The sequence below is a fragment of the Rhodocaloribacter sp. genome, from assembly GCF_056451265.1.
This window is the reverse complement of sequence record NZ_JBWOPL010000074.1, coordinates 1-22,260: the sequence shown is the minus strand read 5'-3', so window position 1 is coordinate 22,260 and position 22,260 is coordinate 1. Positions and strand designations below refer to the sequence as shown.

General features: G+C 62.1%; 37 protein-coding genes. 2 read left to right on the top strand and 35 right to left on the bottom strand.

Annotated elements, in window-relative coordinates; genetic code table 11:
- The first annotated feature begins 189 nt into the window (after window positions 1-189).
- Window positions 190-396, top strand: a complete 207-nt coding sequence (locus AC1HIY_RS13600; protein WP_479577285.1) for a hypothetical protein — start codon at window positions 190-192, stop codon at window positions 394-396.
- A gap of 106 nt (window positions 397-502) precedes the next feature.
- The gene (locus AC1HIY_RS13595) at window positions 503-994 is read left to right on the top strand and encodes a hypothetical protein (protein WP_479577284.1); all 492 of its coding nucleotides are present in this window, start codon (window positions 503-505) and stop codon (window positions 992-994) included.
- A gap of 131 nt (window positions 995-1,125) precedes the next feature.
- Here the strand turns inward: AC1HIY_RS13595 and ruvX are convergent, their stop codons facing one another.
- From ruvX to AC1HIY_RS13420, 35 genes are all read right to left on the bottom strand, one after another.
- Window positions 1,126-1,548 carry a Holliday junction resolvase RuvX gene (gene ruvX, locus AC1HIY_RS13590; protein WP_479577283.1) on the bottom strand — a complete coding sequence of 141 codons (423 nt, stop codon included), beginning with the start codon at window positions 1,546-1,548 and terminating at the stop codon, window positions 1,126-1,128.
- Window positions 1,549-1,683: 135 nt separating this feature from the next.
- Window positions 1,684-2,076 (bottom strand): HU family DNA-binding protein, encoded by a 393-nt coding sequence (locus AC1HIY_RS13585; protein WP_456428728.1) that lies wholly within the window; start codon window positions 2,074-2,076, stop codon window positions 1,684-1,686.
- A 354-nt stretch (window positions 2,077-2,430) separates the two neighbouring features.
- A complete protein-coding gene (locus tag AC1HIY_RS13580) occupies window positions 2,431-4,707 on the bottom strand; it encodes a RelA/SpoT family protein (protein WP_479577282.1) in 2,277 nt (758 codons plus the stop codon).
- Between the two features lie 208 nt (window positions 4,708-4,915).
- On the bottom strand, window positions 4,916-5,605 hold the full coding sequence (gene rplQ, locus AC1HIY_RS13575) for a 50S ribosomal protein L17 (protein ID WP_479577281.1): 690 nt from the start codon (window positions 5,603-5,605) through the stop codon (window positions 4,916-4,918).
- A gap of 60 nt (window positions 5,606-5,665) precedes the next feature.
- Window positions 5,666-6,649 carry a DNA-directed RNA polymerase subunit alpha gene (locus AC1HIY_RS13570; protein WP_479577280.1) on the bottom strand — a complete coding sequence of 328 codons (984 nt, stop codon included), beginning with the start codon at window positions 6,647-6,649 and terminating at the stop codon, window positions 5,666-5,668.
- A 108-nt stretch (window positions 6,650-6,757) separates the two neighbouring features.
- Window positions 6,758-7,360, bottom strand: a complete 603-nt coding sequence (rpsD, locus tag AC1HIY_RS13565; protein WP_479577279.1) for a 30S ribosomal protein S4 — start codon at window positions 7,358-7,360, stop codon at window positions 6,758-6,760.
- 163 nt (window positions 7,361-7,523) lie between these two features.
- Window positions 7,524-7,922, bottom strand: a complete 399-nt coding sequence (gene rpsK, locus AC1HIY_RS13560) for a 30S ribosomal protein S11 (protein ID WP_456428718.1) — start codon at window positions 7,920-7,922, stop codon at window positions 7,524-7,526.
- A 97-nt stretch (window positions 7,923-8,019) separates the two neighbouring features.
- Window positions 8,020-8,400 (bottom strand): 30S ribosomal protein S13, encoded by a 381-nt coding sequence (gene rpsM / locus AC1HIY_RS13555; RefSeq protein ID WP_456428716.1) that lies wholly within the window; start codon window positions 8,398-8,400, stop codon window positions 8,020-8,022.
- A gap of 14 nt (window positions 8,401-8,414) precedes the next feature.
- Entirely contained in the window at window positions 8,415-8,531 is a 117-nt protein-coding gene (gene ykgO / locus AC1HIY_RS13550) for a type B 50S ribosomal protein L36 (RefSeq protein WP_456428714.1), read from the bottom strand.
- Between the two features lie 94 nt (window positions 8,532-8,625).
- On the bottom strand, window positions 8,626-8,844 hold the full coding sequence (gene infA, locus AC1HIY_RS13545; RefSeq protein ID WP_456428712.1) for a translation initiation factor IF-1: 219 nt from the start codon (window positions 8,842-8,844) through the stop codon (window positions 8,626-8,628).
- On the bottom strand, window positions 8,837-9,661 hold the full coding sequence (gene map / locus AC1HIY_RS13540) for a type I methionyl aminopeptidase (protein ID WP_479577278.1): 825 nt from the start codon (window positions 9,659-9,661) through the stop codon (window positions 8,837-8,839). The genes infA and map overlap by 8 nt, the downstream gene beginning before the upstream one ends.
- A gap of 25 nt (window positions 9,662-9,686) precedes the next feature.
- Window positions 9,687-11,006, bottom strand: a complete 1,320-nt coding sequence (gene secY, locus AC1HIY_RS13535) for a preprotein translocase subunit SecY (RefSeq protein WP_479577277.1) — start codon at window positions 11,004-11,006, stop codon at window positions 9,687-9,689.
- A gap of 88 nt (window positions 11,007-11,094) precedes the next feature.
- A complete protein-coding gene (gene rplO, locus AC1HIY_RS13530) occupies window positions 11,095-11,559 on the bottom strand; it encodes a 50S ribosomal protein L15 (RefSeq protein ID WP_479577276.1) in 465 nt (154 codons plus the stop codon).
- A 122-nt stretch (window positions 11,560-11,681) separates the two neighbouring features.
- A complete protein-coding gene (gene rpmD / locus AC1HIY_RS13525) occupies window positions 11,682-11,867 on the bottom strand; it encodes a 50S ribosomal protein L30 (RefSeq protein WP_456428704.1) in 186 nt (61 codons plus the stop codon).
- A 47-nt stretch (window positions 11,868-11,914) separates the two neighbouring features.
- Window positions 11,915-12,442, bottom strand: a complete 528-nt coding sequence (gene rpsE, locus AC1HIY_RS13520; RefSeq protein WP_479577275.1) for a 30S ribosomal protein S5 — start codon at window positions 12,440-12,442, stop codon at window positions 11,915-11,917.
- Window positions 12,443-12,475: 33 nt separating this feature from the next.
- Window positions 12,476-12,841: a 50S ribosomal protein L18 gene (gene rplR / locus AC1HIY_RS13515; protein WP_479577274.1), complete on the bottom strand. Its 366-nt coding sequence runs from the start codon at window positions 12,839-12,841 to the stop codon at window positions 12,476-12,478.
- A gap of 93 nt (window positions 12,842-12,934) precedes the next feature.
- A complete protein-coding gene (rplF, locus tag AC1HIY_RS13510) occupies window positions 12,935-13,489 on the bottom strand; it encodes a 50S ribosomal protein L6 (RefSeq protein WP_479577273.1) in 555 nt (184 codons plus the stop codon).
- Between the two features lie 48 nt (window positions 13,490-13,537).
- Window positions 13,538-13,939 carry a 30S ribosomal protein S8 gene (gene rpsH, locus AC1HIY_RS13505; RefSeq protein ID WP_479577272.1) on the bottom strand — a complete coding sequence of 134 codons (402 nt, stop codon included), beginning with the start codon at window positions 13,937-13,939 and terminating at the stop codon, window positions 13,538-13,540.
- Between the two features lie 78 nt (window positions 13,940-14,017).
- Window positions 14,018-14,287, bottom strand: a complete 270-nt coding sequence (gene rpsN / locus AC1HIY_RS13500; protein ID WP_479577271.1) for a 30S ribosomal protein S14 — start codon at window positions 14,285-14,287, stop codon at window positions 14,018-14,020.
- A gap of 52 nt (window positions 14,288-14,339) precedes the next feature.
- Entirely contained in the window at window positions 14,340-14,915 is a 576-nt protein-coding gene (gene rplE, locus AC1HIY_RS13495; RefSeq protein ID WP_479577270.1) for a 50S ribosomal protein L5, read from the bottom strand.
- Window positions 14,916-15,030: 115 nt separating this feature from the next.
- Window positions 15,031-15,354: a 50S ribosomal protein L24 gene (gene rplX, locus AC1HIY_RS13490; RefSeq protein WP_479577287.1), complete on the bottom strand. Its 324-nt coding sequence runs from the start codon at window positions 15,352-15,354 to the stop codon at window positions 15,031-15,033.
- 134 nt (window positions 15,355-15,488) lie between these two features.
- Window positions 15,489-15,857: a 50S ribosomal protein L14 gene (rplN, locus tag AC1HIY_RS13485; protein ID WP_456428690.1), complete on the bottom strand. Its 369-nt coding sequence runs from the start codon at window positions 15,855-15,857 to the stop codon at window positions 15,489-15,491.
- A gap of 81 nt (window positions 15,858-15,938) precedes the next feature.
- Window positions 15,939-16,202 (bottom strand): 30S ribosomal protein S17, encoded by a 264-nt coding sequence (gene rpsQ, locus AC1HIY_RS13480; RefSeq protein WP_479577269.1) that lies wholly within the window; start codon window positions 16,200-16,202, stop codon window positions 15,939-15,941.
- Window positions 16,203-16,322: 120 nt separating this feature from the next.
- Window positions 16,323-16,526 (bottom strand): 50S ribosomal protein L29, encoded by a 204-nt coding sequence (gene rpmC, locus AC1HIY_RS13475; RefSeq protein WP_479577268.1) that lies wholly within the window; start codon window positions 16,524-16,526, stop codon window positions 16,323-16,325.
- A gap of 23 nt (window positions 16,527-16,549) precedes the next feature.
- Window positions 16,550-16,972, bottom strand: coding sequence for a 50S ribosomal protein L16 (gene rplP, locus AC1HIY_RS13470; RefSeq protein WP_479577267.1), 423 nt, complete (start codon window positions 16,970-16,972; stop codon window positions 16,550-16,552).
- Window positions 16,973-17,055: 83 nt separating this feature from the next.
- A complete protein-coding gene (rpsC, locus tag AC1HIY_RS13465; RefSeq protein WP_479577266.1) occupies window positions 17,056-17,790 on the bottom strand; it encodes a 30S ribosomal protein S3 in 735 nt (244 codons plus the stop codon).
- Window positions 17,791-17,868: 78 nt separating this feature from the next.
- Entirely contained in the window at window positions 17,869-18,225 is a 357-nt protein-coding gene (gene rplV, locus AC1HIY_RS13460) for a 50S ribosomal protein L22 (RefSeq protein ID WP_479577265.1), read from the bottom strand.
- An 86-nt stretch (window positions 18,226-18,311) separates the two neighbouring features.
- Window positions 18,312-18,596, bottom strand: a complete 285-nt coding sequence (rpsS, locus tag AC1HIY_RS13455) for a 30S ribosomal protein S19 (protein WP_456428678.1) — start codon at window positions 18,594-18,596, stop codon at window positions 18,312-18,314.
- Between the two features lie 19 nt (window positions 18,597-18,615).
- Complete coding sequence (gene rplB / locus AC1HIY_RS13450; RefSeq protein WP_479577264.1) at window positions 18,616-19,443, bottom strand: 50S ribosomal protein L2; 828 nt, start codon at window positions 19,441-19,443, stop codon at window positions 18,616-18,618.
- 99 nt (window positions 19,444-19,542) lie between these two features.
- A complete protein-coding gene (gene rplW / locus AC1HIY_RS13445; RefSeq protein ID WP_479577263.1) occupies window positions 19,543-19,842 on the bottom strand; it encodes a 50S ribosomal protein L23 in 300 nt (99 codons plus the stop codon).
- An 11-nt stretch (window positions 19,843-19,853) separates the two neighbouring features.
- Window positions 19,854-20,504, bottom strand: coding sequence for a 50S ribosomal protein L4 (rplD, locus tag AC1HIY_RS13440; protein ID WP_479577262.1), 651 nt, complete (start codon window positions 20,502-20,504; stop codon window positions 19,854-19,856).
- Window positions 20,505-20,590: 86 nt separating this feature from the next.
- Complete coding sequence (rplC, locus tag AC1HIY_RS13435) at window positions 20,591-21,217, bottom strand: 50S ribosomal protein L3 (RefSeq protein WP_479577261.1); 627 nt, start codon at window positions 21,215-21,217, stop codon at window positions 20,591-20,593.
- 73 nt (window positions 21,218-21,290) lie between these two features.
- The gene (locus tag AC1HIY_RS13430) at window positions 21,291-21,752 is read right to left on the bottom strand and encodes a hypothetical protein (RefSeq protein ID WP_479577260.1); all 462 of its coding nucleotides are present in this window, start codon (window positions 21,750-21,752) and stop codon (window positions 21,291-21,293) included.
- A 21-nt stretch (window positions 21,753-21,773) separates the two neighbouring features.
- On the bottom strand, window positions 21,774-22,082 hold the full coding sequence (gene rpsJ / locus AC1HIY_RS13425; protein WP_479577259.1) for a 30S ribosomal protein S10: 309 nt from the start codon (window positions 22,080-22,082) through the stop codon (window positions 21,774-21,776).
- A 53-nt stretch (window positions 22,083-22,135) separates the two neighbouring features.
- Window positions 22,136-22,260, bottom strand: a 125-nt coding sequence (locus AC1HIY_RS13420) for an EF-Tu C-terminal domain-related protein (RefSeq protein WP_479577286.1), incomplete at its 5' end; no start/stop codon positions are given.

Here is a 22,260-nt window from a genome sequence, read left to right as displayed (position 1 = left end):
GCTCGAAGCCCCTGCCCGCAAGCTGCTGATCAAAACGGCAGTATCCATAACCCAATCGGGTCGTATGGGTTCCGAAATCGTACAGGGCCGGCCGCCCTTCAGTTGCCGGGTGACGCATGGTGCGTCCTCCGGAGGCGCTCTTCCCAACGTCCAGAAGGTCCCGGAAACCGTCACGAACGGTTTGCGCAGATGGGTGTTGCCGCTCGGAATTTCAGCGATCCGGAAAACCCGAATCCAACGGGCCTAATTCTGAAGATGCCGGATATGGAGCGCTTCCAGTCCTTCATGACATCCGACGCGGGCAAGAAGGCCATGAGTGAAGATCGTCTGAAGGTCGAGACCATACAAGCGCTTAGCGAGTTCATCCCTTCGTCAAGTACCCCAGAGTGGTGGTAGTGCTTGCATGATTCAAGCTCCCCAAAACGTTCTCCACACCAGAGGCACATGCCTAACGCCTGCGTTGGGCTCCACGATCTCCGTTTGTCAACATCAGGAAGACCACATGAACAGGCATATGCACGGCATTTTTCAGTTATCGAAGGCAGTCGCCATCCTTCTGTTCTTGAGCGGCTCCACAGCGTTCGCACAAACCCGGCAAGAGCATGTCCACCAAATGGCACATAGCGTAATGCCCTTTGATATGTCAAAGACCGTACACATCTTCAAGATGACAGAGTCGGGGGGCGAGCAGCGGGTCATTGCAAAAGATGCGGGCGACGCAGATCAGATTGCGCTCATTCGACAACATCTCAAGCACGAGGCTGAGAAATTTCAGCGCGGCGATTACTCAGACCCGGAAATGCTTCATGGCTCGGACATGCCTGGACTCAAAGAGCTTGAGGCCGGGGCTTCGAGAATTAAGGTTTCGTATGCCGTGCTTCCCCTGGGTGCGGAGATCACTTTCGAAACGAATGACCTTCATCTAATAACGGCAATACACCGCTGGTTTGGCGCCCAGTTGTCCGAGCACGGCGCCGACGCCAGGCCGGAGTGAGCAAGCGACAACGACTCAAAGTGCGGGTTAAGGAGACAGGGCGTGTAAGAGAGGCCGTTATAGGGGCCGGGGAGCGCGTCATCGGTCATTCCACCGGGAGGGGATGCGCCGGCAAGCGGGTGGAGGAGACCTTACACGTCTCCGGCATCCAGGTATTCCTGTAAAAGGACGGCGGCGGCAGCGGCGTCGACGCGGGCCTTGTCGCGGCGGGCCTTTCGGCGGGCTCCGGCGGCGCGAATGGCCTCGCGCGCGCGCACCGACGTATACCGCTCGTCCCACCGCACGATCTCTACGCCGGGCAGGGCCGCCCGCAGGCGCTCGATGAAGCCCTGCACCCAGGCGGTGGCCTCCCCCTCCGAGCCGTCGGGCAAAAGCGGCCAGCCCACTACGAGCGTCTCGATGCCCTCGTCGGCGTGCAGCCGCTGCAAGGCCGCGACGGCTTCTTCCGGCGCAAACGTTCCGAAGGGCCGGGCGAAGATGCGCAGGGGATCGGCCACGGCGAGCCCGACGCGTTTCTTCCCGTAGTCGACGGCGACAATGCGGGGGGGGGTCATCATTCCGGAAGGATGGCGGCGAGTCCGGCGCGGCGCTCGGGTCGCCGAGGCAAACGAAGGAAGGGCTGGAAAGCCACCGCTTCCCAGCCCTTCCGAATCACAAATCGGGAATCATCCGATAAACGGCTGCCTGGCTCAGGAAACGCCGTTCGTCATCAGCACTCCGTCCCCCTTGTAATCGGCGCTCCCTTCGGGGATGTCGTAGTTGAGTTCTTCGAGGGGCTGTTGCAAGACCTGCTTCAGCCGCTTACTCGGCTTGAAGTGGGTTTTGCGCCGACTCGGAATAAAGACCGTCTCGTTCGTCTTCGGATTACGTGCCTTGGGCTTGGCTTTCGTTTTCTTCACCTCGAAGACGCCAAAATCTCGCAACTCGATCCGAACTTCCGGGTCCGCCTCCAACATCAGTTCGCCGAGGGCAGTCACCACCGCGCTTACCCAGGGCTCACTTTTATAGATCGGCTCGTTCATCAGATCTGCGACACGGCGCGCCACATCTTTCTTCGTAAGCGTCGTAGGTCTTTCCGACATAGTCTGAACTCCTCATTTACTGGTTAGGGTACACGTTTATAAAGTAAAGACTTCTGCCTAAAATGCCAACCCGAGAGGTCTGCTTCTAGGCTTCTTCGCACAATCCCTTTCCCAAGCCCTAACCCTTTCGGAACCAGGGGCTTGAAACCTGCCGAAGATAGCCTTTGCAAAGCAATAAATGAAGGGGTGCGCGGATTCCTTGCGACGCCAGAGGCCCGCCGTTACCATTTCTTGCTCTTTTCTTCGTGCCGCATCGATGATCCGGGCGCCAACCGAAGGCCAAGCGCCGCCGCGAACCCCGCCGACGCATCGTCCCGTTCTTCGAAACGACCAACGGTTGACGCGGGGACGCCCTCACAACTCGTCGCCCTGTTCTTCGAATCGATAAACGCCGTAGATGCCGTTGATCCGCTTGAGACGCTCGATGAGCCGGCGGAGATGCTTGAGGTCGCTCACGTATAGCACGAGCGTCCCCTCGAAGACGCCGTCCTCGCTGTCGATGGTGATCGAGCGAATATTCGTCTTGAGGTTCTTCGAGATCAACGTCGTGATATCGCTGACGATGCCGACGCGGTCCTCGCCCATGACCCGGAGCGCCACGACGAACTGCACGTCCTTCTGCCGGCTCCACTCCACCGGCACGATCCGGTCGGGGTGATTGATCAGCAAATGCGGGGCATTGCGGCAGTTGAGACGGTGAATCTTGATGCTGCCCGTTCGGCTGATGTACCCGAACACCTCGTCGCCGGGGATGGGATTGCAACAGGTGGCGTACTTCGTGACGATGTCGGTATGCAACTCGCCGTCGATCATGAGGGCGGGCCGCCCGGACGACTGCGCCGTGTCGAGGAAGTCGTCGTATTTCAGTCGCAGCGTCGCTTCCTGTTTTTCGCTTTCCTCTTCGGCGCCGGCCTGCCCCTGTTTGATGAATCGCACCAGCTCGTCCACGTCATAGAGGCCGACGCCGATCTCGTAGAACAGCTGCTGTTGATTGGGGAATTTCAGCTTGTTCGAGACGCGGTTCATTTCCTGCTCGTCGATCTCCAGGTTGGCCCGGCGCGCCTTCTTCTGCCAGATCTCGCGTCCCCGCTCCACGGCCCGTCGGCGCTCCTCATTGACCCAGTGCCGGATGCAACTCCGCGCCTTGTGCGTGACGACGAATTTCGCCCAGTCCGGATTCGGCTTCTGTTTCTTGGAGGTGATGATCTCCACCTGCTCGCCGCTCTTGAGTTGATACGAAAGCGGCACCATCTTGCCGTCCACCTTCGCGCCGATGCAGTGCAACCCGACCTCCGTGTGCACCTTGAAGGCGAAGTCCACCGGGGTCGCTCCGCGCGGCAAGCGCATCAGGTCGCCGTTCGGTGTGAAGACGTAGATCTCCTCTTCGTACAGGTTCAGCCGAAAGTCTCGAACGAAGTCGGTCGCGTGTTCCGGACGCGGGTTTTCGAGCAGATCGCGCACCCATTCGAGAAACTGTTCCATCTCCTGATCGGAGCGCGTGACGCCCTCCTTGTACTTCCAGTGCGCCGCCAGCCCGCGCTCGGCGACCTCGTGCATCTCCCGGGTGCGGATCTGCACCTCCACGCGCCGCCCTTCCGGACCGAGCACCGTCGTGTGGAGGCTCTGATAGCCGTTCGACTTCGGCACGGAGATGAAATCCCGAAAGCGCTCGGGCAAGGGCTTGTACAGATCCGTGATGATCGAATAGACCCGCCAGCAATCTTCCTTGCCCTTCCGCCCCTCGCTGTTCAACACGATCCGAATGGCGAAAACGTCGTAAATCTCATCCAGCGGCTTGTCCTGCCGCTGCATTTTTCGAAAGATGGAATAGAAATTTTTCGACCGCCCATAGATTTCGAACGAGAGCCCCTCCTCTTCCAGGAGCGCTTTCAACGGCTCGATGAACGACTTGATGTACTGCTCCCGTTCTTGCCGGGTCGCTTTCAAGCCGGCCTTGATCTCCGCGTAGGCTTCCGGGTTGAGCGCTTTGAGCGAGAGGTCTTCCAGCTCTCTCTTGATTGTGAAGAAGCCGAAGCGGTGCGCCAGGGGGGCAAAAAGCTCGAGCGTCTCGCTGGCGATCTTGATCTGCTTGTGCTTCGGCAGCGAGCCCAGGGTCCGCATGTTGTGGAGACGATCGGCAAACTTGACGAGAATCACCCGGATGTCGGTTGCCATCGAAAGCATCAGCTTTCGGACGTTTTCGGCCTGTCCGAGCTCCCGGCTGGCAAAGACCCCGCTTATTTTGGTGACACCGTCGATGACGTTCGCCATCGTATCGCCGAACTCTTCGCGGATCAGATCGAGGGAGAGTTCGGTGTCTTCGACCACGTCGTGCAAGAGCGCTGCCCCCACGCTGACGTCGTCGAAGCTGATGTCGCGGACGACGATCTCAGCCACTTCGATGGGATGAATGATATAGGGTTCGCCGGAGGCGCGCTTGTCGTTGCGGTGCGCCCAGTAGCTGAGTTGAAACGCCTTCCGGATCATCTCCTCATCGACCGCGGGAAGATAGGTGCGGCAATCGTCGAGAAGGCGTTCCAGCCGATCTTCGATGTTCTGCCCGTTGGTCGAATCGTCCTTCGTTCGGAACAGGGAAGAGGCTTGCTTCAATATGGCGGATGCCTGAATCATAGGGTTCGGGGTTGCGACATTGGGCGTGCGCGAAATCTTGCGTCGCCGGCATGCGGCGCACACTATCTTCTTAACCCCTGCCCTCCCGTCAGTTCCTAAAGCCCGGAGCGGCGCGCGCTCCCGAGGCAGCCCCTCAAACGAGAAAAAGGCGCTCCCGCATGACACGGAGCGCCTTTTTCATCGTCTCAACAATGATGAGCGGTCGCTATCATTCGCCCTTTTTCTCCTTCGGAGGCTCGGCCTCATCACCCTCGGCGCCTTCCGCCTTCGGCTCCGCTTCCGGGGCCTCGGCTTTGGGAGCTTCCGGCGTCGCTTCGGCTTCCGGCGTCGCTTCGGCTTCCGGCGTCGCTTCGGCTTCCGGCGTCGCTTCGGCTTCCGGCGTCGCTTCGGCTTCCGGCGTCGCTTCGGCTTCCGGCAACGCCTCGGCGACGTCCGCTTCCGTCACGGCGGGCGTCTCCGTCTTTGCGGCGGCGGGTTTGCGGCGGCGGCTGCGGCGGGTGCGTTTGCGCTTCGCTCCGCCCGCGCCTTCGGGCCGCACGTCGTTGTAATCGACGAGTTCGATCACCGCCATCTCCGCGGAGTCACCGGCGCGCTGTCCGAGCTTGATCACCCGGGTGTACCCGCCGTTCCGCTCGCTGATGCGCCCGGCGATCTCGCCGAAGAGCTCCGTGACGGACGCCTTGTCCTGGAGGTGGCGGAAGACCTGCCTCCGATTGTGCATCGTGTCGTTCTTTGCACGGTTGATCAGCGGCTCGACGTACATACGCAGCGCCTTGGCCTTCGTCAGCGTCGTCGTGATGCGCTTGTGGCGGATGAGCGCGTTGGCAAGTGCGGCGAGCGTCGCCTTACGATGCGCGCTCGTGCGCCCCAGCTTAAAGCCTTTATGTTGATGTCTCATGACGTTCCAGTACGGGATTTATCCGCCCGGTCGCATCGACGCGCCGGACGCAACTCGAATCTAGTTTCGGACCTCTTCGAGGTACTTGTCCACGTCCATGCCGAAGTGGAGATTTCGCTCTTCGAGCACCTGAATCAACTCCTGAAGCGACTTGCGTCCGAAGTTGCGGAACTTGAGCATCTCCGCCTCCTCGCGGCGGACGAGATCGCCGATGGTCTTGATGTTGGCGGCCTTGAGGCAGTTGTGCGCCCGCACCGAGAGGTCGAGCTCATCGACCGACTGCGCCAGCAGTTCGCGGATGCGCTGCACCTCGGCGTCGACCTCCTTCTCCTCGGCCGTCGGCTGCGGCTCACTGTCCATCTTGATGAAGAGATTGACGTGATCGCGCAGGATGGTGGCGGCCTGTGCGAGGGCTTCTTCGGGCGAGACGGCGCCGTTCGTGTGCACTTCCAGCGTCAGGCGCTCGAAGTCGATCTTTTTCCCCACACGCATCGGTTTGATGGTGTATTTCACGTTCTCGATGGGGGTGAAGATCGCATCGATGGCGATGACGCCGATGGGGTCGTCGGGGCGTTTGTTCTCGTCGGCGGGGACGTAGCCGCGTCCCTGCTCCATGCGCAGTTCGATGCTCAGGTGCGCGTCTTCGGCCAGCGTGGCGATGTGGTGCTCGGGATTGAGCACCTCGTAGTCACTCGTAGCCTCGCCGATGTCGGCGGCGGTCCACGCGCCCGGTCCGGTCAAGGACAGATGGATATTGCCGTCGTTGACCTCGTTCGACTTGAAACGGACCCCCTTCAGGTTCAAGATCACGTCCGCCACGTCTTCGGTGACGCCTGAGATGGTGGAAAACTCATGCTGCACGCCGTCAATCTTGATGGCCGTGACGGCGACTCCCGGCAGGGAGGAGAGCAGCACGCGCCGGAGCGCATTGCCGATAGTAACCCCGTATCCCCGTTCGAGCGGCTGAATCACAAAGCGCCCGTAGGTCTCGGTGATCTCTTCTACCTCAACGCCGTCCGGCATCTGAATCGCAAAGGTGCTCATAGTAGATCGATCAATACTTGAATAGGAAGCAGGGTGCCGGCCCAGCGCCGACGCCCCACATGAGAGCTCCCCGTCGGGAGCAGCCGTGGGCCCGCACGCCCCGGATCACTACTTCGAGTACAACTCGACGATGAGCTGCTCGCGAATGTTTTCCGGAATGTCCTCGCGGTTGGGATAGTCCAGGAACTTGCCCTGCATGGCCTTGCGGTCCACCTCCAGCCACGGATAGACGCGGCGGGAGCGGCCGAGCGCGTCACGGACCACCTCGAGGCTGCGGCTCCGCGGGCGCACCGCGATGATGTCGCCGCTTCGAAGTTGATACGACGGGATGTCGACCACCTGATCGTTGACCATGATGTGGCCGTGGTTGACCAGCTGGCGCGCCTGACGACGCGTCCGCGCAAAGCCCAGGCGGAAGACCGTGTTGTCGAGGCGGGCTTCGAGAAACTTGAGCAGGTTCTCTCCCGTGATGCCTTTCTTGCGGGCCGCCTTCTCGAACAGGTTCCGAAATTGGCGTTCCAGCAACCCGTAGGTGTACTTGGCTTTCTGCTTTTCCTTCAACTGAACGGCGTACTCACTCTCTTTCGAGCGGCGCGACCGTCCATGCTGCCCCGGCGGGTAGGCTTTGCGTTCCACGGCTTTGCTCGGGCCGAAGATCGGCTCACGAAAACGCCGGGCAATTTTCTGTTTGGGGCCTCTGTATCGGGCCATAGGATTGTCTCCTCTCGTTTGTTCAACAATGAAAAACAAACGTACGGATACGCCCTCGACGTATCCGTAACCGGGCTTATCCCGAATGGCGCGCGCGGTTGCTGCGTTTTCCCGCGCGCAAAGCCTCACGCGTCGAGCGGAGGCTTTGCGCGCGGGAGCAACGTCAGACGCGGCGGCGTTTCGGGGGCCGGCAGCCGTTGTGTGGGATGGGGGTGACGTCGCGGATCGTCGCGATCTCGAGACCGACGTTGGAGAGGGCGCGGATGGCCGACTCGCGGCCGGCTCCGGGTCCTTTCACGTACACGTCGACGCGGCGCAGGCCGAGGTCGTGCGCTTCCTTCGCCGCCGCCGTCGCCGCCACCTGAGCGGCATAGGGCGTGTTCTTGCGGCTGCCTTTGAAGCCCATCTTCCCGGAACTCGCCCAGGAAATCGTGTTGCCGTACTGGTCGGTCAGCGTAACGAGCACGTTGTTGAACGTGGCCCGAATGTGCGCCTGGCCATTGGCCTCCACGACGACTTTCTTCTTGCGGGTGCGACTTCCGCTCTTCTGTCTTTTTGCCATAACCTAACTGTGGGCTCTTATTCGCGGGTTCCACTCGCGGCCCCCCGGCGATCGCCCGGAGGGCAGACGCTTCGGGCCGACAGGCGGAAACCCGGGATTATTTCCTCGGCGCCTTCTTCTTACCGGCGACGGTTTTCTTCTTGCCTTTTCGGGTGCGGGCGTTGGTCTGCGTCCGCTGTCCCCGCACGGGCAGGCCGCGTCGATGCCGCAGCCCCCGGTAGCACCCGATGTCCATCAGACGCTTGATGCTGAGTTGCACCTCGGACCGAAGCTGACCTTCGACGAGGTACTGATCTTCGATCAGGCGCCGTACGGTGCGGGTCTGCTCGTCGGTCCAATCCTTGGGGCGCGCATCGGCGTCGATGCCGGCCTTTTCCAGGATCTCCCGGGCCAGCGAGCGCCCGATTCCATAGATCGACGTCAGGGCAATTTCCCCGCGCTTCTGCGGCGGTACGTCTACTCCTGCGATTCGTGGCATATCCTATTCCGGGCTTACCCTTGGCGCTGTTTGTGCCGCGGGTTCTTCTTGTTGATCACATAGACACGGCCTTTCCGACGCACGATCTTGTCGTCAGAGCTCCGTTTCTTGACACTGGCGCGAACTTTCATGGTCTTCCGTGATGGTGCAGGCGAAACAAGGGGCCGGCCAAAATTTGGCGTAGCCGAACTAAAACGCGGCGTTCTCAAATAAGTTCGCTCGCGTTTATTTGTACCGATACACGATCCGTCCTTTCGAGAGATCGTAGGGAGAGAGTTCCACTTTCACACGGTCTCCGGGAAGGATCTTGATAAAGTGCATTCGCATCTTCCCCGAGAGCAACCCCAGGATCTCATGTCCGTTTTCGAGACGGACGCGAAACTGAGCGTTGGGTAGGGCTTCGATCACTTCCCCGTCTTGTTCGATTGGCTTTTGTTTAGCCATGGGTCAGTTCTGTATTTAGCTTGTAGGGGGGCGTCTCGATGACGTCCTCGATGTAGTCGAACGTGGTGAGGATCTCCGGGGGACCGCCGCGCCGGACCGCCACCATGTGCTCGTAATGCGCCGAAGCGCGCCCGTCGGCCGTGCGCACGGTCCATCCGTCGGCGTCGGTATAGACTTCCGCCGTGCCCATGTTGACCATCGGCTCGATGCAGATCGTCATGCCGGGCTTGAGCTTCCGTCCCGTGCCCCGCCGCCCGAAGTTGGGCACCTGCGGATCCTCGTGCAGCCGTCGTCCGATGCCGTGCCCGACGAGGTCGCGCACGATGCCGTAGCCGTACGCTTCACAGTGTGCCTGCACGGCATACGAGATGTCGCCGATGCGGCGGCCCGCCACGGCCTCGGCAATGCCGAGGACAAGCGCCTCGTACGTGACGCGGCAAAGCTGCGCCTTCTCCTCGGAGATGGCGCCGACGGCGAAGGTAAACGCGCTGTCGCCATAGTATCCGTCGAGCACCACGCCGCAATCGACCGAAAGCAGCGCGCCTGCTTCGAGCGGGACGTCGTCCGGGATGCCGTGCACCACGACGTCGTCCCTCGACACACACAGCGTGTTCGGGAAAACGCGCCCGCCCACTTCGTAGCCCTTGAACGCGGGCGCGGCGTTGTGGCGGCGGATGTAGTCCTCGGCGACGGCGTCGAGCTCCCGCGTCGTGACGCCGGGCCGGACGTGGCGGGCCACCTCGGCCAGCGTACGCCCGACCAGGTCGGCGCTCGCCCGCAGGCGCTCGATCTCGCGTTCACTCTTTAAATGGACCATCCGTCTACCGTTAAGCGTTTCCGATTCAGACCCGGCGGCCACGCAGACGCCCGCTCTTCATGAAACCGTCGTAGTGCCGCATCAACAGATGACTCTCGACCTGCTGGAGCGTATCGAGCGTCACGCCGACGAGGATGAGCAGGCTCGTGCCGCCGAAAAAGTGGGCAAAGCCGGGCGTCACACCGACCATCATCGCGAAGGCGGGCAGAATCGCCACCACACCGAGGAAGATGGCGCCGGGCAGCGTGATCCGCGTCAGGATATTGTCGATGAACTCGCTCGTCTGCTTGCCGGGGCGAATGCCGGGGATGAACCCGCCCTGACGCTTCATCGTGTCGGCCATCTCCTTCGGGTTGACCGCGATGGCGGTATAGAAATAGGTAAAGAAGACACAGATGAAGAAGAAGACGATGGAATAGCCCCAGCTCGAGATGTCGGAGAACCACGCGCCGAACTGCTGCATGAACGCGCTGTCGGGGAAGAAGGACGCCACCGTCGCCGGCACGAACATGATCGACTGCGCGAAGATGATCGGCATCACACCGGCCGCGTTGATGCGCAGGGGCAGGTACTGCGTCGTCCCGCCGTAGACCTTGCGCCCGACGACCCGCTTCGCATACTGCACCGGCACGCGCCGCATGCCCTGCGTCAGGAGCACCACGCCCATCGTCACCAGCACCAGCACGCCGATCTCCATCAGGAAGATGAACAGGTTGCTCGAAACCTCGAATTCGTTGATCAGCGAGACCGGCAGCCGCGCGATGATGCCGATCATGATGATCAGCGAAATGCCGTTGCCGATGCCGTTCTCGGTGATGCGCTCGCCGAGCCACATGACAAAGACCGTCCCCGCCGTCAGCACGATCATAGTGCTGATGATGAAGAAGGTCGAGTTGATCACGATGGCCTGCCCCGTGGCGCCGTACTGAAGGTTGATCGCAAAACCGATGGCCTGAAGCGCGGTGATGCCGACCGTGCCGTAGCGCGTCAACTGGGTGATCTTGCGCCGGCCTTCCTCGCCCTCTCGCTGAAGCTTCTGGAAATACGGGACCACGGCCCCCATCAGCTGGATGATGATCGACGCGGTGATGTAGGGCATGATGCCGAGCGCGAAAATGCCCGCCGCGCTGAAGGCCCCGCCGACGAACATATCGAGCAGACCGAACAGGTTGTTCGGGTTGTTGTTGCTCGCATTGATATCGGCGAGCACCCCGGCATCGACGCCGGGAAGCGTGATGTAGGCGCCGAGACGATACACTATCAGAAGCCCGAGCGTGTAGAGGATACGACGCCGAAGCTCCTCGATTTTCCAGATGTTGCGAATACTCTCACCGAGACCGGCCATAACAAAAAGCGTGTTTCAGGTTTCAGGTCAACGTGCGGGGTCATGCCGGGCGCAGGAGGCGCACCGCGTGAAACCCGGAATGCGAAACCTATTTACCAATAACCGTGGCGACGCCGCCGGCGGCTTCGATCTTCTCTCTGGCGGAAGCGCTGAAGGCGTGCGCCGACACGTTCAGCGCCATCTCCAGCGTGCCGCCTCCCAGAATCTTGACGCGTTCCGCCTTTCGCGCCGCGCCGGCATCGACGAGCCGTTCGGGGGTGATCTCCTCCGCCGGATCGAGCCGCCCCGCCTGAACGAGTTCGCTCAGACGCGACACGTTGATGGGGCGATATTCCTTCCGGAAGGGATTTTTAAAACCGAACTTGGGCACCCGCCGCTGAAGGGGCATCTGGCCGCCTTCGAACCAGGCCGGAATGGAAGCGCCGGCGCGGCTTTTCTGGCCCTTGTCTCCTTTGGTGGAACTGTGGCCCCCGTAGCCGGAGCCGACGCCGCGCCCGATGCGCTTGCGTTTGCGCGTGGCGCCCCTGGCAGGTTTCAGATTACTCAGATCCATGGTTCTCCTGTGCTAAAACGCCCGCCCCGCCCGAGGCGGAAGGCGAACTCGCTTGATGAAAAGGAAGTACGATTGCAGGCCCGCTTATGTTTGCGCCCTCCGGCGAAAACCCCGGCCTGCGCCTATTCTTCAACTTCTTCGACGCGCACGAGATGGTGCACCCGTTCGATCATGCCGCGAATCTGCGGCGTGTCGCCGTGCACGACGCTCTGATGCATCCGGCGCAATCCGAGGGCAGCCATCGTTCGTTTCTGCGGCTGCGGCCGGCGAATGACGCTCCGTACCTGGGTTATTTTCAGCTTCGGCATGGTTGTTATCACCTTGGTCTGCCGGCTCGGACGCCGGCCGATGGGGGTTATCCTTCGAACACTTTCTTCAGAGGGATGCCGCGACGCTTGGCCACCTCGCGCGGGTCCTCCAGCCTTTTGAGCGCATCCATCGTCGCGGCCACCTGGTTGTGGGGATTGCTCGAGCCCAGCGACTTCGAGAGGATGTCCTTGTATCCGGCGCATTCGAGCACGGCGCGCACGCCGCCGCCCGCAATGACACCCGTACCGGGCGAGGCGGGCTTCAAGAGCACACGCCCGGCGTCCTGACGCCCGATGACCTCGTGCGGGATCGTGCCCCGCGTCATCGGCACCCGGCTGATGTTCTTCTTGGCGTCTTCGGTCCCCTTCGCGATGGCGTCGGCTACTTCGTTGGCCTTGCCCAGCCCGGCGCCGACCTGTCCCTTGCCGTCGCCGACTACCACAACGGCGTTGAAGGAGAAGCGGCGACCACCCTTGACCACCTTCGCCACCCGGTTGACCGAAACCAGACGCTCAATCCACTCCGAATGCGACTCCGCTGACGACCGTTCCCGGCGTTGTCTTCCTTTTGCCATGATCTATCTCGGCGTATTTCGATAAGGTTGCTGTTAAAACGTAAGCCCGCCTGCACGTGCGCCTTCGGCCAGCGCCTGCACGCGCCCGTGGTAGCGATACCCGTTGCGGTCGAAGACCACCTCCGTGATCCCGGCTTCCCGGGCCCGCTCAGCCAGGCGTTCACCGACGGCCCGGCTTACGTCGACCGGGCGGGCGGCCTCGAGGTCGCCTTCCACGCTCGAGGCGGCAGCCAGCGTGCGCCCGGCCACATCGTCGACCAGCTGCGCGTAGATGTGCCGGTTCGAGCGAAAGACGGACAGACGCGGGCGCGACGCCGTGCCCGAAATCTTCTTCCGGATGCCGCGCTTGACGCGCAGGCGGCGCGTGCTCTTGCGCTTGATGTTCGATTCGGTTGCCATGTCACTCTCCGTTCTGCCAAAGGATTTCCGACCCTTCGGCGCGTTCTATTTCGGATGTTTGCTTGCGTGGACCAATGCGCGCTCGCGGTGGGCTTACCGGGCAGCGGTCTTTCCGGCCTTGCGGCGGACGTACTCGCCCACGTAGCGCACGCCTTTGCCCTTGTACGGCTCCGGCGGACGCAGCCCGCGAATCTTGGCCGCCACCTGACCGACGAGTTGCTTGTCGATCCCTTCGACGGTGATGATCGTCTTCTTGCCGCGCCCGGATTCGACCGAGATCGTAATCCCTTCGGGCGGCAGAAAATAGATCGGGTGCGAGTATCCCAGCGCCAGTTCCAGCACGCCGTTCTCGACCTGCGCCCGGTACCCGACGCCGATCACCTCGAGCCGGCGACGAAAGCCGTCGCTCACACCGGCCACCATGTTGTTGAGCAGCGAGCGATACAGACCGTGCATGGCCTTGTGACGCTTCTGCTCCGTGGGCCGTGAGACGACGAGTTCCCCGTCGCGCACCTCCACCGTGAGGTCAGGGTCTACCTGAACCGAGAGTTCCCCTTTCGGCCCGGAGACCGTCACAACGTTGTTCGCTGCGATGTTAACCTTGACGTTATCGCCGACGGGAATCGGCATCTTGCCAATGCGTGACATCTTACGCTCGTTTTCTAATTCATTTCAGATGCGGGCGAGCCGGGCCGACTAGTAGACGTAGGCCAGCACTTCACCCCCGAGGTTGTGGCGGCGGGCTTCCTTGTCGGTCATCACCCCGCGCGAGGTGGACACGATGGCGATGCCCAGCCCGTTGCGCACGCGGGGCAGTTCCTTCGCTCCGACGAAGCGGCGCAGGCCGGGCCGGGAGACCCGCTTGAGGTTTCGGATGGCCGGTTTGCCGGCGACATCATACTTCAGATAGAGGCGCAACAGGCCTTGCTTGCCGTCGTCGATGTCGATGTAGTTCCGGAGATACCCCTTGTCCACCAGGATCTGCGTGATGGCACGCTTGAGCTTGGAGGCCGGGATGTCCACATGCCGGTGCTGCGAACGCTGTCCGTTGCGGATGCGCGTCAGATAATCGCCGACGGGGTCTGTAATACCGCTCATAATGTATTTCCTAAGCTTTCAGCCAGTTCGCCCGTCCGGGCGCTTGGCTACTAAGTGAGGAGGCCTTCGAAAGGGGCGTTACCAGCTCGCCTTCCGGACGCCCGGGATCTTGCCCGAGAGCGCCATCTCGCGAAAAACGATGCGCGAGACGCCAAACCGACGCAGGTAGCCCCGCGAACGGCCCGTGAGCGCACAGCGGTTGCGCAGGCGAACCGGGCTGGCGTTGCGCGGCAGCTTCTGCAGCGCTTCCCAGTCGCCTTCTCTTTTGAGGCGCTGGCGCTTCTCGGCATATTGGGCCACCAAGCGACGGCGCTTGCGTTCACGCGCTTCCCAGCTTTTCTTTGCCATGTCGTCCGTTTCTCTCTAGGTCTGTGTTGGTTCGAGTTCTGATGCAGGGGCCTCAGGCCGCCACGGCTTCTTCTTCCCGGCGCACGAACGGCATGCCCAGCGCCTTCAGCAGCGCGTAGGCCTCCTCGTCCGTCTTCGCCGTCGTCACAAACGTGACGTCCATGCCGTTGATCTGCGCGACCTGATCGACGTTGATCTCGGGGAAGATGATCTGTTCCTTGATGCCGAGCGAATAGTTGCCCCGGCCGTCAAAGCTGCGGTCGGGCACGCCGCGAAAGTCGCGCACGCGGGGCAGGGCCAGCGTCACGAGGCGGTCGAAGAACTCCCACATGCGATCCCCCCGCAACGTCACCGTCACCCCGACGGGCATGCCCGCCCGGAGCTTGAAGTTGGAGACGCTCTTCCGGGCTTTTCGCACCGAAGGGTGTTGCCCCGTGATGAGGCGCATCTCTTCGACGGCGTCGGCGAGCACCTTCTTGTTCTGCGTGGCCTCGCCAATGCCCTTGTTGACGTTGACCTTCACCAGACGCGGCGCCTGCATGATGTTCTTGTAGCCGAACTGCTTCATCAGCGCGGGCACAACCTCTTCGTAGTACCGGGTTTTGAGTCTCGGGATGTAACCGTCCATTGCTCTCTTTTTCTGGGTCTAAACCAACTCGTTCGGCGGGCTTTCGCGGGAGGGCAGACTGTTGGAATAGCCGGCCCGAACCCGTGTTCCACCTGCATGGAAGCTTCACCGCAGGTTAGTCCAATTCTTCCCCCGTCGTCTTGGCGTAACGGATCCACCGGCTGCGTCCGGTCTCCGGATCCTCGATGCGCTTGCGCCCGACGCGCGTCACGTCGCCGTTGCCGTCGATCGGCATCACGTTCGAGACGTGGATGGGCATCTCGCGCTCGATGCGTCCACCCTGCGGATAGAGCTGGTTCGGACGCGTGTGGCGCACCCGCACGTTGACGCCTTCGACGATGACGCGCTCCTTCTTCGGAAACACCACCAGGATCTTGCCCTGCCGGCCCTTATCGTTTCCGGCAATCACACGCACCACGTCGCCTTTGCGAACGTGCAGTTTCTTCTGCTTATTCTTCGTACGAGGCATTGTCTATCACCTTTCGTCAATTGCCTTGCGGCTCGGGGTCTTGGGATCGCGGCTTCCGGGCAGGCCCGCGAGCCCTCCGGTTCACCGCGTTCGGCGGACCGTGCTCAGAGAACTTCGGGGGCCAGCGACACGATCCGCATGTACTGCTTCTCGCGCAGTTCGCGCGCGACCGGGCCGAAGATGCGCGTCCCGCGCGGCTCGCCCTGTGCGTTGAGCAGCACGGCGGCGTTCTCGTCGAAGCGGATGTAGGAGCCGTCCTTGCGGCGGAACTCCTTCTTTGTGCGCACCACGACCGCCTGAGACACGTCGCCCTTCTTCACGTTGCCGCCGGGAATGGCGCTTTTCACCGTGACCACAATCTTGTCGCCCACACGGGCATAGCGACGACCGCTACCGCCCAGCACCCGGATGCAAAGCACTTCCTTGGCCCCACTGTTGTCGGCAACCTTCAGTCTGGATTCCTGCTGAATCATCGTTCTACTCCAGGGTTCGGGTTTGTTGGAAGGCTCGGGGCCGCGCCGAAGCGCATCTCCCGTCGCCCATGACGCGTAGGTTTACTTGGCGCGTTCCACGACTTCGACGAGGCGCCAGCGCTTGCGCTTGCTCAGCGGGCGCGTCTCCATGATGCGAACGGTGTCGCCTTCGTGGGCCTCGTTCTTCTCGTCGTGCGCCATCAACTTCGTCGTCTTCTTGATGAACTTGCCGTAGATCGGGTGCCGCACCTGGCGACGGATCGCCACCAGAATGCTCTTGTCCATCTTGCTGCTGACAACGGTTCCGACGCGCTCCTTGCGTGCGTTTCTGGTCTGCTGTTCCATGGTTTCTTTCCTGGCTTGGTGAGCCGTGTTCCGTGTCCTCACCAACTACCTTTTATGGTTAACGACGGCCGGGCCGAACGAAGGGATGCCCGGCTGAGCCGAGGCGCATCCCACACCCGTTCAGGCGGCTGCCTGCTCCTGTGCTTTCTCTTTCAAAATGGTGGTCAGACGAGCCACCAGCCGACGCTTCTCACGCAAGACCATCGGGTTGGGCAACTCGGCGATGGCGTGCTGAAAATGAAGCTGGCTGAGTTGCTCCTCTTCCTCCCGAATGCGCTCCCGAATTTCGTCGGCGCTCAGATCTCGGATTTCTTTGGCTTTCATGGTCATGTAGGGCTAACGCGGCCTTAGGCCCGGTAATCGGGACGAACGACGATTTTGGTCTTGATCGGAAGCTTCTGCTGGGCCAGGCGCATGGCCTCGTGGGCCAGCTCCTCGGAAACCCCGCCGCCGATCTCGAACATGATGCGGCCCGGACGAACGACGGCCACCCAGTATTCGGGCGAGCCCTTCCCCTTACCCATACGGGTCTCGGCGGGCTTCTTCGTGATCGGCTTGTCCGGGAAAATGCGGATCCAGACCTTCCCGGTGCGCTTCATCCGGCGGGTCATGGCGATACGGGCGGCCTCGATCTGGCGGCTCGTGATCCGGCCGATCTCCAGTGCCTTGAGGCCAAAGTCTCCGAAAGCCACCCGATGGCCGCGCTGGGCGATGCCTTTGATGCGGCCTTTCTGCACTTTGCGTCGCTTGACGCGCTTGGGCATTAACATGGTCGTTCCTCTGTAGCTTCACACGCGCCCGGAGAGCCGGACGCGCCAGATTCTCATGTTTGGTTCTGCGATGCGGGCGCGTCTCAGCTCTTGTCGCGACGACGGCGGCGGCGACGGCGCTCGGCCCCTCCGCCGGGCTGCATCTGCTGCATCTGCTGGCGCTGCGCCTGCACGTTCGGGCTCAGGTCCGGTTTCCCCAGGATCTCCCCGCGGTAGATCCACACCTTCACGCCCGTCGTCCCGTAAATCGTGTAGGACGTCACGTCGGCATAGTCGATGTCGGCGCGGATCGTGTGCAGCGGCACGCGGCCTTCGAGGTACTGCTCGGTGCGGCTCATCTCGGCGCCGCCGAGACGCCCGCTCACCTTGATGCGGATTCCCTCGGCGCCCATACGCATGGCCGCCGTGAGCGCCTGCTTCATCGCGCGGCGGAAGGACACCCGCCCCTCCAGCTGCTGCGCGATGTTTTGCGCCACCAGGTTCGCATCCAACTCGGGACGTTTGATCTCGTTGATGTTGATCTGAATGTCCTTGTTGGTGAGCTTCTTGATCTCCTCGCGCAGCTTCTCCACCTCCGTGCCCCCGCGCCCGATAACGACGCCGGGACGGCTGGTGTGCAACGTGAGGATCACCCGCCGGGGCGTGCGCTCGATGACGACCCGGCTCAGACCGGCCCGGCGAAGGCGCGCCTTCAGGTATTTCCGAATCTCATCGTCCTCGACGAGCTTCTCAGGGAAATCTTTCTCGGCGTACCAGTTGGAATCCCAACCCCGAATGATGCCGAGGCGAAATCCTATGGGATGCGTTTTCTGACCCATGATCGATTACGTATTGTAAATGATGATCTGCGGCAGGCACGGTCCGCGAGCGCTTTCGCCCCGGCGCGCCCCCTGCAATTATTGATCGTCCTCGTCCAGCGTGCCCACCACGACGGTCAGGTGGCTGGAACGTTTCTGAATCGGGTGCGCCCGCCCGCGCGGGGCTGGACGATACCGCTTCAGACGCGGCCCCTCGTCGACGCGGATCTCGCGGATCACGAGCGCCTCCTCGTCGAGGCGTTCATCGGCGTTCTGATCCAACAGGTTGTGCACCGCCGAAAGAATCGTCAACTTTACCAGCCGCGTCACTTTCTGCGGCAGGAAGTTCAGAATGTCGAGCGCTTCCGGCACCCGCTTGCCGCGCACCACGTTCACCACGGGGCGCATCTTCTTGGGCGAACTCCGGATGTATTTGCGTACCGATCTTGCTTCCATGATACCCTTTGGATTGTGGCGGCTGCGAAGGACGCGCCCGTCTCCGGGCCCGGCGTGCCTGCGGCCGTCCGCATGCTGCTTTTCGACTACCGTCTCCCGCGCTTGTCCTTCTTGGAGCCGGCATGCCCGCGGAAGGTGCGTGTGGGCGCGAATTCGCCGAGCCGATGACCCACCATGTTCTCCGTCACATAAACCGGGATGAACTTGCTCCCGTTGTGCACGGCAAAGGTGTGACCGACAAACTCCGGCGTGATCATCGACGCCCGGCTCCAGGTCTTGACGACCTTCTTCTTGCCGCTTTTGTTCAGCACGTCCACTTTGCGCTGAAGCTTGTGGTAGACGTAAGGTCCTTTCTTGAGTGACCGCGACATAGGTTGTTCCGCAAAAAGGTTACTTGTTCGTGCGACGACGGATGATGTACTTGTCCGAAGGCTTGCGCTTCTTGCGCGTCTTGTATCCCTTGGCCGGGACGCCCGAGGGCGAACGCGGATGCCCACCGGAGGCTTTCCCTTCGCCGCCACCCATCGGGTGATCGACCGGGTTCATCGCCACGCCGCGCGTCTTCGGACGCACGCCGAGCCAGCGTTTGCGCCCGGCCTTTCCGAGGTCGATGTTCATGTGGTCGGGGTTGCTCGTCGTCCCGATGGTGGCCAGACACACGGCGGGCACGCGGCGGGTCTCGCCCGAGGGCAGCTTCAGGATGGCGTACTTCCCTTCCCGTGCCGTCAGCTGGGCGTACGTGCCGGCCGAGCGCGCCAACTGCGCCCCCTTGCCGGGCCGCATCTCGATGGCATGCACGAAGGAACCGACCGGAACGTGCGTCAGCGGCAGGCAGTTGCCCGGCTCCGGCGGCGCCTCCGGCCCGTTCATCAGCGTCATGCCCACCGTCACTTCATTCGGCGCGATGATGTACCGCTTCTCGCCGTCGGCATAGACCAGCAGAGCGATCCGGGCCGAGCGGTTCGGGTCGTACTCGATGGCCGCCACCCGCGCCGGCACCCCGAACTTGTTCCGCTTGAAATCGATGATGCGATAGCGGCGCTTGTGACCGCCTCCCTGGTGCCGCACCGTGATGCGTCCGGTATTGTTGCGTCCCCCCTTCTTCTTCAGCGGGGCCAGCAGGCTCCGTTCCGGCGTCGCCTTCGTGATATCGTCGAAGGCCGAGACCGAGCGTTGCCGCTGGCCGGGGGTCGTCGGTTTGAGCTTCTTGATCGCCATGATCGTGTATCTTGTTTCGGGCCTACGTGCTCACCCTCGCGGCGAGCTTTGCGCCCGGATTCGTGTTTCGGTTAAGTCGTCCCGCCTCGCGGGTAACGCCTAAATCTGCTCGAAGAAGTCGATCGGCTCGCTGTCGGGCAGGAGCGTCACGACGGCTTTCTTATAAGAGGCCGTGCGCCCTCGAACCGGACCGCGCCGGGTAGACTGCTGGCGATGCTTGCCCCGCACCACCATCGTGCGCACCTCCTTGATTTTCACACCGGGATACCGTTCTTCCACCGCCCGCCGGATCTGAATCTTGTTGGCGTCCTTGCGCACCACGAAAGCGTAATGCCCGGCCTCCATCAGTGCGGTCATCTTCTCGGTCACGAACGGGCGGATCAGGATGTCGTTGCTCATGGCTCTGGTTCTTATTCAGCCGTAGCCGGCGCGGCCTGGCCAAGTTGTTCGGAAAGGGTGGAAAGTGCGCCCTTCTGCACGAGAATCACCTGCGCGCCGAGCACGTCGAGCGTGGAGGCGTTGCGGGCTTCGCGCACGCTCACCTTCGGCACGTTTCGCGCGGACTTATACAGGGCCTCGTGCAGGCCGTCGGTCAGAATGAGCACGCTCCGGCCTTCGAGGTCGAAGGCGGCCATCAGCGCGCTCACCTGTCTGGCGCTCGGAGCCTCCACCGAGAAGTCCTCCACCACACGGATCGCCTCTTCGCGGGCCTTGTGCGTCAGCGCCGAACGACGCGCCAGGCGCTGCGTCTTCCGGTTGACCTTGAACCCGTACGAACGCGGGCGCGGGCCGAAGAACGTCCCCCCGCTTCGACGCAAAGGCGACTTGGCATCGCCGGCGCGGGCATGCCCGGTGCCTTTCTGGCGGTAGAGCTTGCGGGTGCTGCCCGCCGTCTCGCTCCGCTCCTTCGACTTATGCGTACCCTGGCGGGCATTCGCCTGTATCCGGCGCACGTCCAGCCAGATCGCATGGTCGTTCGGCTCCACGTCGAACACCGCAGCATCGAGCGTCACCGTCGCGTCCGTCTCGCTGCCATCCTGCCGGTAGACCTTGAGTTCCATAGCTTTATCGCAGATTGCGGGCCGGCCGTTGCCGAGAGGTGCGCCTCCGAGAGACGCCTTCGTCGCCGCCGAAACCCGTCATTGAATTACTTTTTGTAGACTTCGACCAGACTGCCCGTCGGGCCGGGCACGGCGCCGCCGACGAGCAAAAGGTTGTGTTCGGGATAAATGCGCACGACCGCGAGGTTCTTCGTCTTGACGCGCTTGCCGCCCATTCGGCCGCCCATCCGCATGCCCTTGAACACACGCGCCGGATACGACGCCGCTCCGATGGAGCCGGGCGCGCGCTGGCGGTTGTGCTGACCGTGCGTCTGCATGCCCACACCGCCGAAGCCGTGACGTTTGACGACGCCCTGGAAGCCTTTCCCTTTCGAGACACCCGCCACGTCGACGCGCTCGCCTTCCTCAAAGACATCCTCGACCCGCACCTCGTCGCCGAGGTTCACCTCGCCCTCGAAGTCGCGGAACTCCCGAATCTTGCGCTTCGGAGTGACGCCGGCAGCCTCGAAGTGACCCTTCATGGCATTCGAGGTCCGTTTCGGCTTCTTGTCTCCAAAGGCGAGTTGTACGGCGCCGTATCCGTCGGTCTCCCCGGTTTTCACCTGGGTGACCACGTTCGGCCCCATTTCGATCACGGTGCAGGCAATCTGATCGCCCGCCTCGTCGAACACGCTCGTCATGCCGAGCTTTCTTCCAATCATACCGCTGCTCATTGCAATCCTCTTTTTTCTGGCCGCATACCCGCGACCGGATTGGTAAGCGCCTTTTTATCTATTGAAGGTTCGCTCATATCCTCGCAAACGTCATCGAAACATCGCCTTCGAGCGTCGTTCCAAGGAGCGGATTGAGGAGGCCCGAAGGCCCGCTCAACCGGAGCGTATCATCGTTCACGAACGCAAAGTTCAGCGAAAGCGGAAGCTGCGCTCCGGCAAACGTCACCGTCAGCGACAGCGTGCCCGCCGCCTCGTTGATCACGTACGGACCACTGAGCGCCACGTCCTGCGTATCGTCTCTGGCATTGACATCGAGGGTATAGGTCTGGTCGCCGTTGAAAGCAACCTCCACCCCGTCGAAGTTGTCCTGAAACGTCGGTGTCTGGTCGCCGGAACCGTCCGAGACGCCCGTCAGCGCCCACGCGCCGAGAATCTTCTCGGCCGCGCTGAGCTGCTCCTCGCCGCCGCCGCTGTCGCAACCGACGAACCACACCGCGAGGGTGAGCATCCACAGAAAGGTTGATAGCTTGCGCATCCGCAACTCCGGTTTCAACCGTCACACCTTGATTTCAACGTCCACGCCGCTGGGCAACTCCAGCTTCATCAACGCATCGACCGTCTTGCTGCTCGTCGAGAGAATGTCGATCAACCGCTTGTGGCTGCGCGTCTCGAACTGCTCGCGGCTCTTCTTGTCCACGTGCGGGCTGCGCAGCACCGTGTAGATCGACTTGCGCGTGGGCAGCGGAATCGGGCCGCTCACCACCGCGCCGGTCGACTTGACGGTGCGGATGATCTTCTCCGCGCTCTTGTCGATCAGGCTGTGGTCGTACGACTTCAGCTTGATGCGAATCTTCTGGCTGGCCATAAATCTGTCAGGTTTAGGATTTCAGGAGGCGCGCTCCGAAACACTCAGCTTGTTCAGTCGAGGATTTTGGAGACGACGCCCGCGCCCACGGTCCGACCGCCCTCGCGGATCGCGAAGCGAAGACCCTGCTCCATCGCCACCGGAACGATCAACTTCACCTTGAAACTCGTGTTGTCGC

Coding starts and splice junctions, on each gene's coding strand:
- AC1HIY_RS13600 (WP_479577285.1), top strand. CDS start 190: ATGGGTGTTGCCGCTCGGAATTTCAGCGATCCGGAAAACCCGAATCCA.
- AC1HIY_RS13595 (WP_479577284.1), top strand. CDS start 503: ATGAACAGGCATATGCACGGCATTTTTCAGTTATCGAAGGCAGTCGCC.
- ruvX (WP_479577283.1), bottom strand. CDS start 1,548: ATGACCCCCCCCCGCATTGTCGCCGTCGACTACGGGAAGAAACGCGTC.
- AC1HIY_RS13585 (WP_456428728.1), bottom strand. CDS start 2,076: ATGTCGGAAAGACCTACGACGCTTACGAAGAAAGATGTGGCGCGCCGT.
- AC1HIY_RS13580 (WP_479577282.1), bottom strand. CDS start 4,707: ATGATTCAGGCATCCGCCATATTGAAGCAAGCCTCTTCCCTGTTCCGA.
- rplQ (WP_479577281.1), bottom strand. CDS start 5,605: ATGAGACATCAACATAAAGGCTTTAAGCTGGGGCGCACGAGCGCGCAT.
- AC1HIY_RS13570 (WP_479577280.1), bottom strand. CDS start 6,649: ATGAGCACCTTTGCGATTCAGATGCCGGACGGCGTTGAGGTAGAAGAG.
- rpsD (WP_479577279.1), bottom strand. CDS start 7,360: ATGGCCCGATACAGAGGCCCCAAACAGAAAATTGCCCGGCGTTTTCGT.
- rpsK (WP_456428718.1), bottom strand. CDS start 7,922: ATGGCAAAAAGACAGAAGAGCGGAAGTCGCACCCGCAAGAAGAAAGTC.
- rpsM (WP_456428716.1), bottom strand. CDS start 8,400: ATGCCACGAATCGCAGGAGTAGACGTACCGCCGCAGAAGCGCGGGGAA.
- ykgO (WP_456428714.1), bottom strand. CDS start 8,531: ATGAAAGTTCGCGCCAGTGTCAAGAAACGGAGCTCTGACGACAAGATC.
- infA (WP_456428712.1), bottom strand. CDS start 8,844: ATGGCTAAACAAAAGCCAATCGAACAAGACGGGGAAGTGATCGAAGCC.
- map (WP_479577278.1), bottom strand. CDS start 9,661: ATGGTCCATTTAAAGAGTGAACGCGAGATCGAGCGCCTGCGGGCGAGC.
- secY (WP_479577277.1), bottom strand. CDS start 11,006: ATGGCCGGTCTCGGTGAGAGTATTCGCAACATCTGGAAAATCGAGGAG.
- rplO (WP_479577276.1), bottom strand. CDS start 11,559: ATGGATCTGAGTAATCTGAAACCTGCCAGGGGCGCCACGCGCAAACGC.
- rpmD (WP_456428704.1), bottom strand. CDS start 11,867: ATGCCGAAGCTGAAAATAACCCAGGTACGGAGCGTCATTCGCCGGCCG.
- rpsE (WP_479577275.1), bottom strand. CDS start 12,442: ATGGCAAAAGGAAGACAACGCCGGGAACGGTCGTCAGCGGAGTCGCAT.
- rplR (WP_479577274.1), bottom strand. CDS start 12,841: ATGGCAACCGAATCGAACATCAAGCGCAAGAGCACGCGCCGCCTGCGC.
- rplF (WP_479577273.1), bottom strand. CDS start 13,489: ATGTCACGCATTGGCAAGATGCCGATTCCCGTCGGCGATAACGTCAAG.
- rpsH (WP_479577272.1), bottom strand. CDS start 13,939: ATGAGCGGTATTACAGACCCCGTCGGCGATTATCTGACGCGCATCCGC.
- rpsN (WP_479577271.1), bottom strand. CDS start 14,287: ATGGCAAAGAAAAGCTGGGAAGCGCGTGAACGCAAGCGCCGTCGCTTG.
- rplE (WP_479577270.1), bottom strand. CDS start 14,915: ATGGACGGTTACATCCCGAGACTCAAAACCCGGTACTACGAAGAGGTT.
- rplN (WP_456428690.1), bottom strand. CDS start 15,857: ATGATTCAGCAGGAATCCAGACTGAAGGTTGCCGACAACAGTGGGGCC.
- rpsQ (WP_479577269.1), bottom strand. CDS start 16,202: ATGGAACAGCAGACCAGAAACGCACGCAAGGAGCGCGTCGGAACCGTT.
- rpmC (WP_479577268.1), bottom strand. CDS start 16,526: ATGAAAGCCAAAGAAATCCGAGATCTGAGCGCCGACGAAATTCGGGAG.
- rplP (WP_479577267.1), bottom strand. CDS start 16,972: ATGTTAATGCCCAAGCGCGTCAAGCGACGCAAAGTGCAGAAAGGCCGC.
- rpsC (WP_479577266.1), bottom strand. CDS start 17,790: ATGGGTCAGAAAACGCATCCCATAGGATTTCGCCTCGGCATCATTCGG.
- rplV (WP_479577265.1), bottom strand. CDS start 18,225: ATGGAAGCAAGATCGGTACGCAAATACATCCGGAGTTCGCCCAAGAAG.
- rpsS (WP_456428678.1), bottom strand. CDS start 18,596: ATGTCGCGGTCACTCAAGAAAGGACCTTACGTCTACCACAAGCTTCAG.
- rplB (WP_479577264.1), bottom strand. CDS start 19,443: ATGGCGATCAAGAAGCTCAAACCGACGACCCCCGGCCAGCGGCAACGC.
- rplW (WP_479577263.1), bottom strand. CDS start 19,842: ATGAGCAACGACATCCTGATCCGCCCGTTCGTGACCGAGAAGATGACC.
- rplD (WP_479577262.1), bottom strand. CDS start 20,504: ATGGAACTCAAGGTCTACCGGCAGGATGGCAGCGAGACGGACGCGACG.
- rplC (WP_479577261.1), bottom strand. CDS start 21,217: ATGAGCAGCGGTATGATTGGAAGAAAGCTCGGCATGACGAGCGTGTTC.
- AC1HIY_RS13430 (WP_479577260.1), bottom strand. CDS start 21,752: ATGCGCAAGCTATCAACCTTTCTGTGGATGCTCACCCTCGCGGTGTGG.
- rpsJ (WP_479577259.1), bottom strand. CDS start 22,082: ATGGCCAGCCAGAAGATTCGCATCAAGCTGAAGTCGTACGACCACAGC.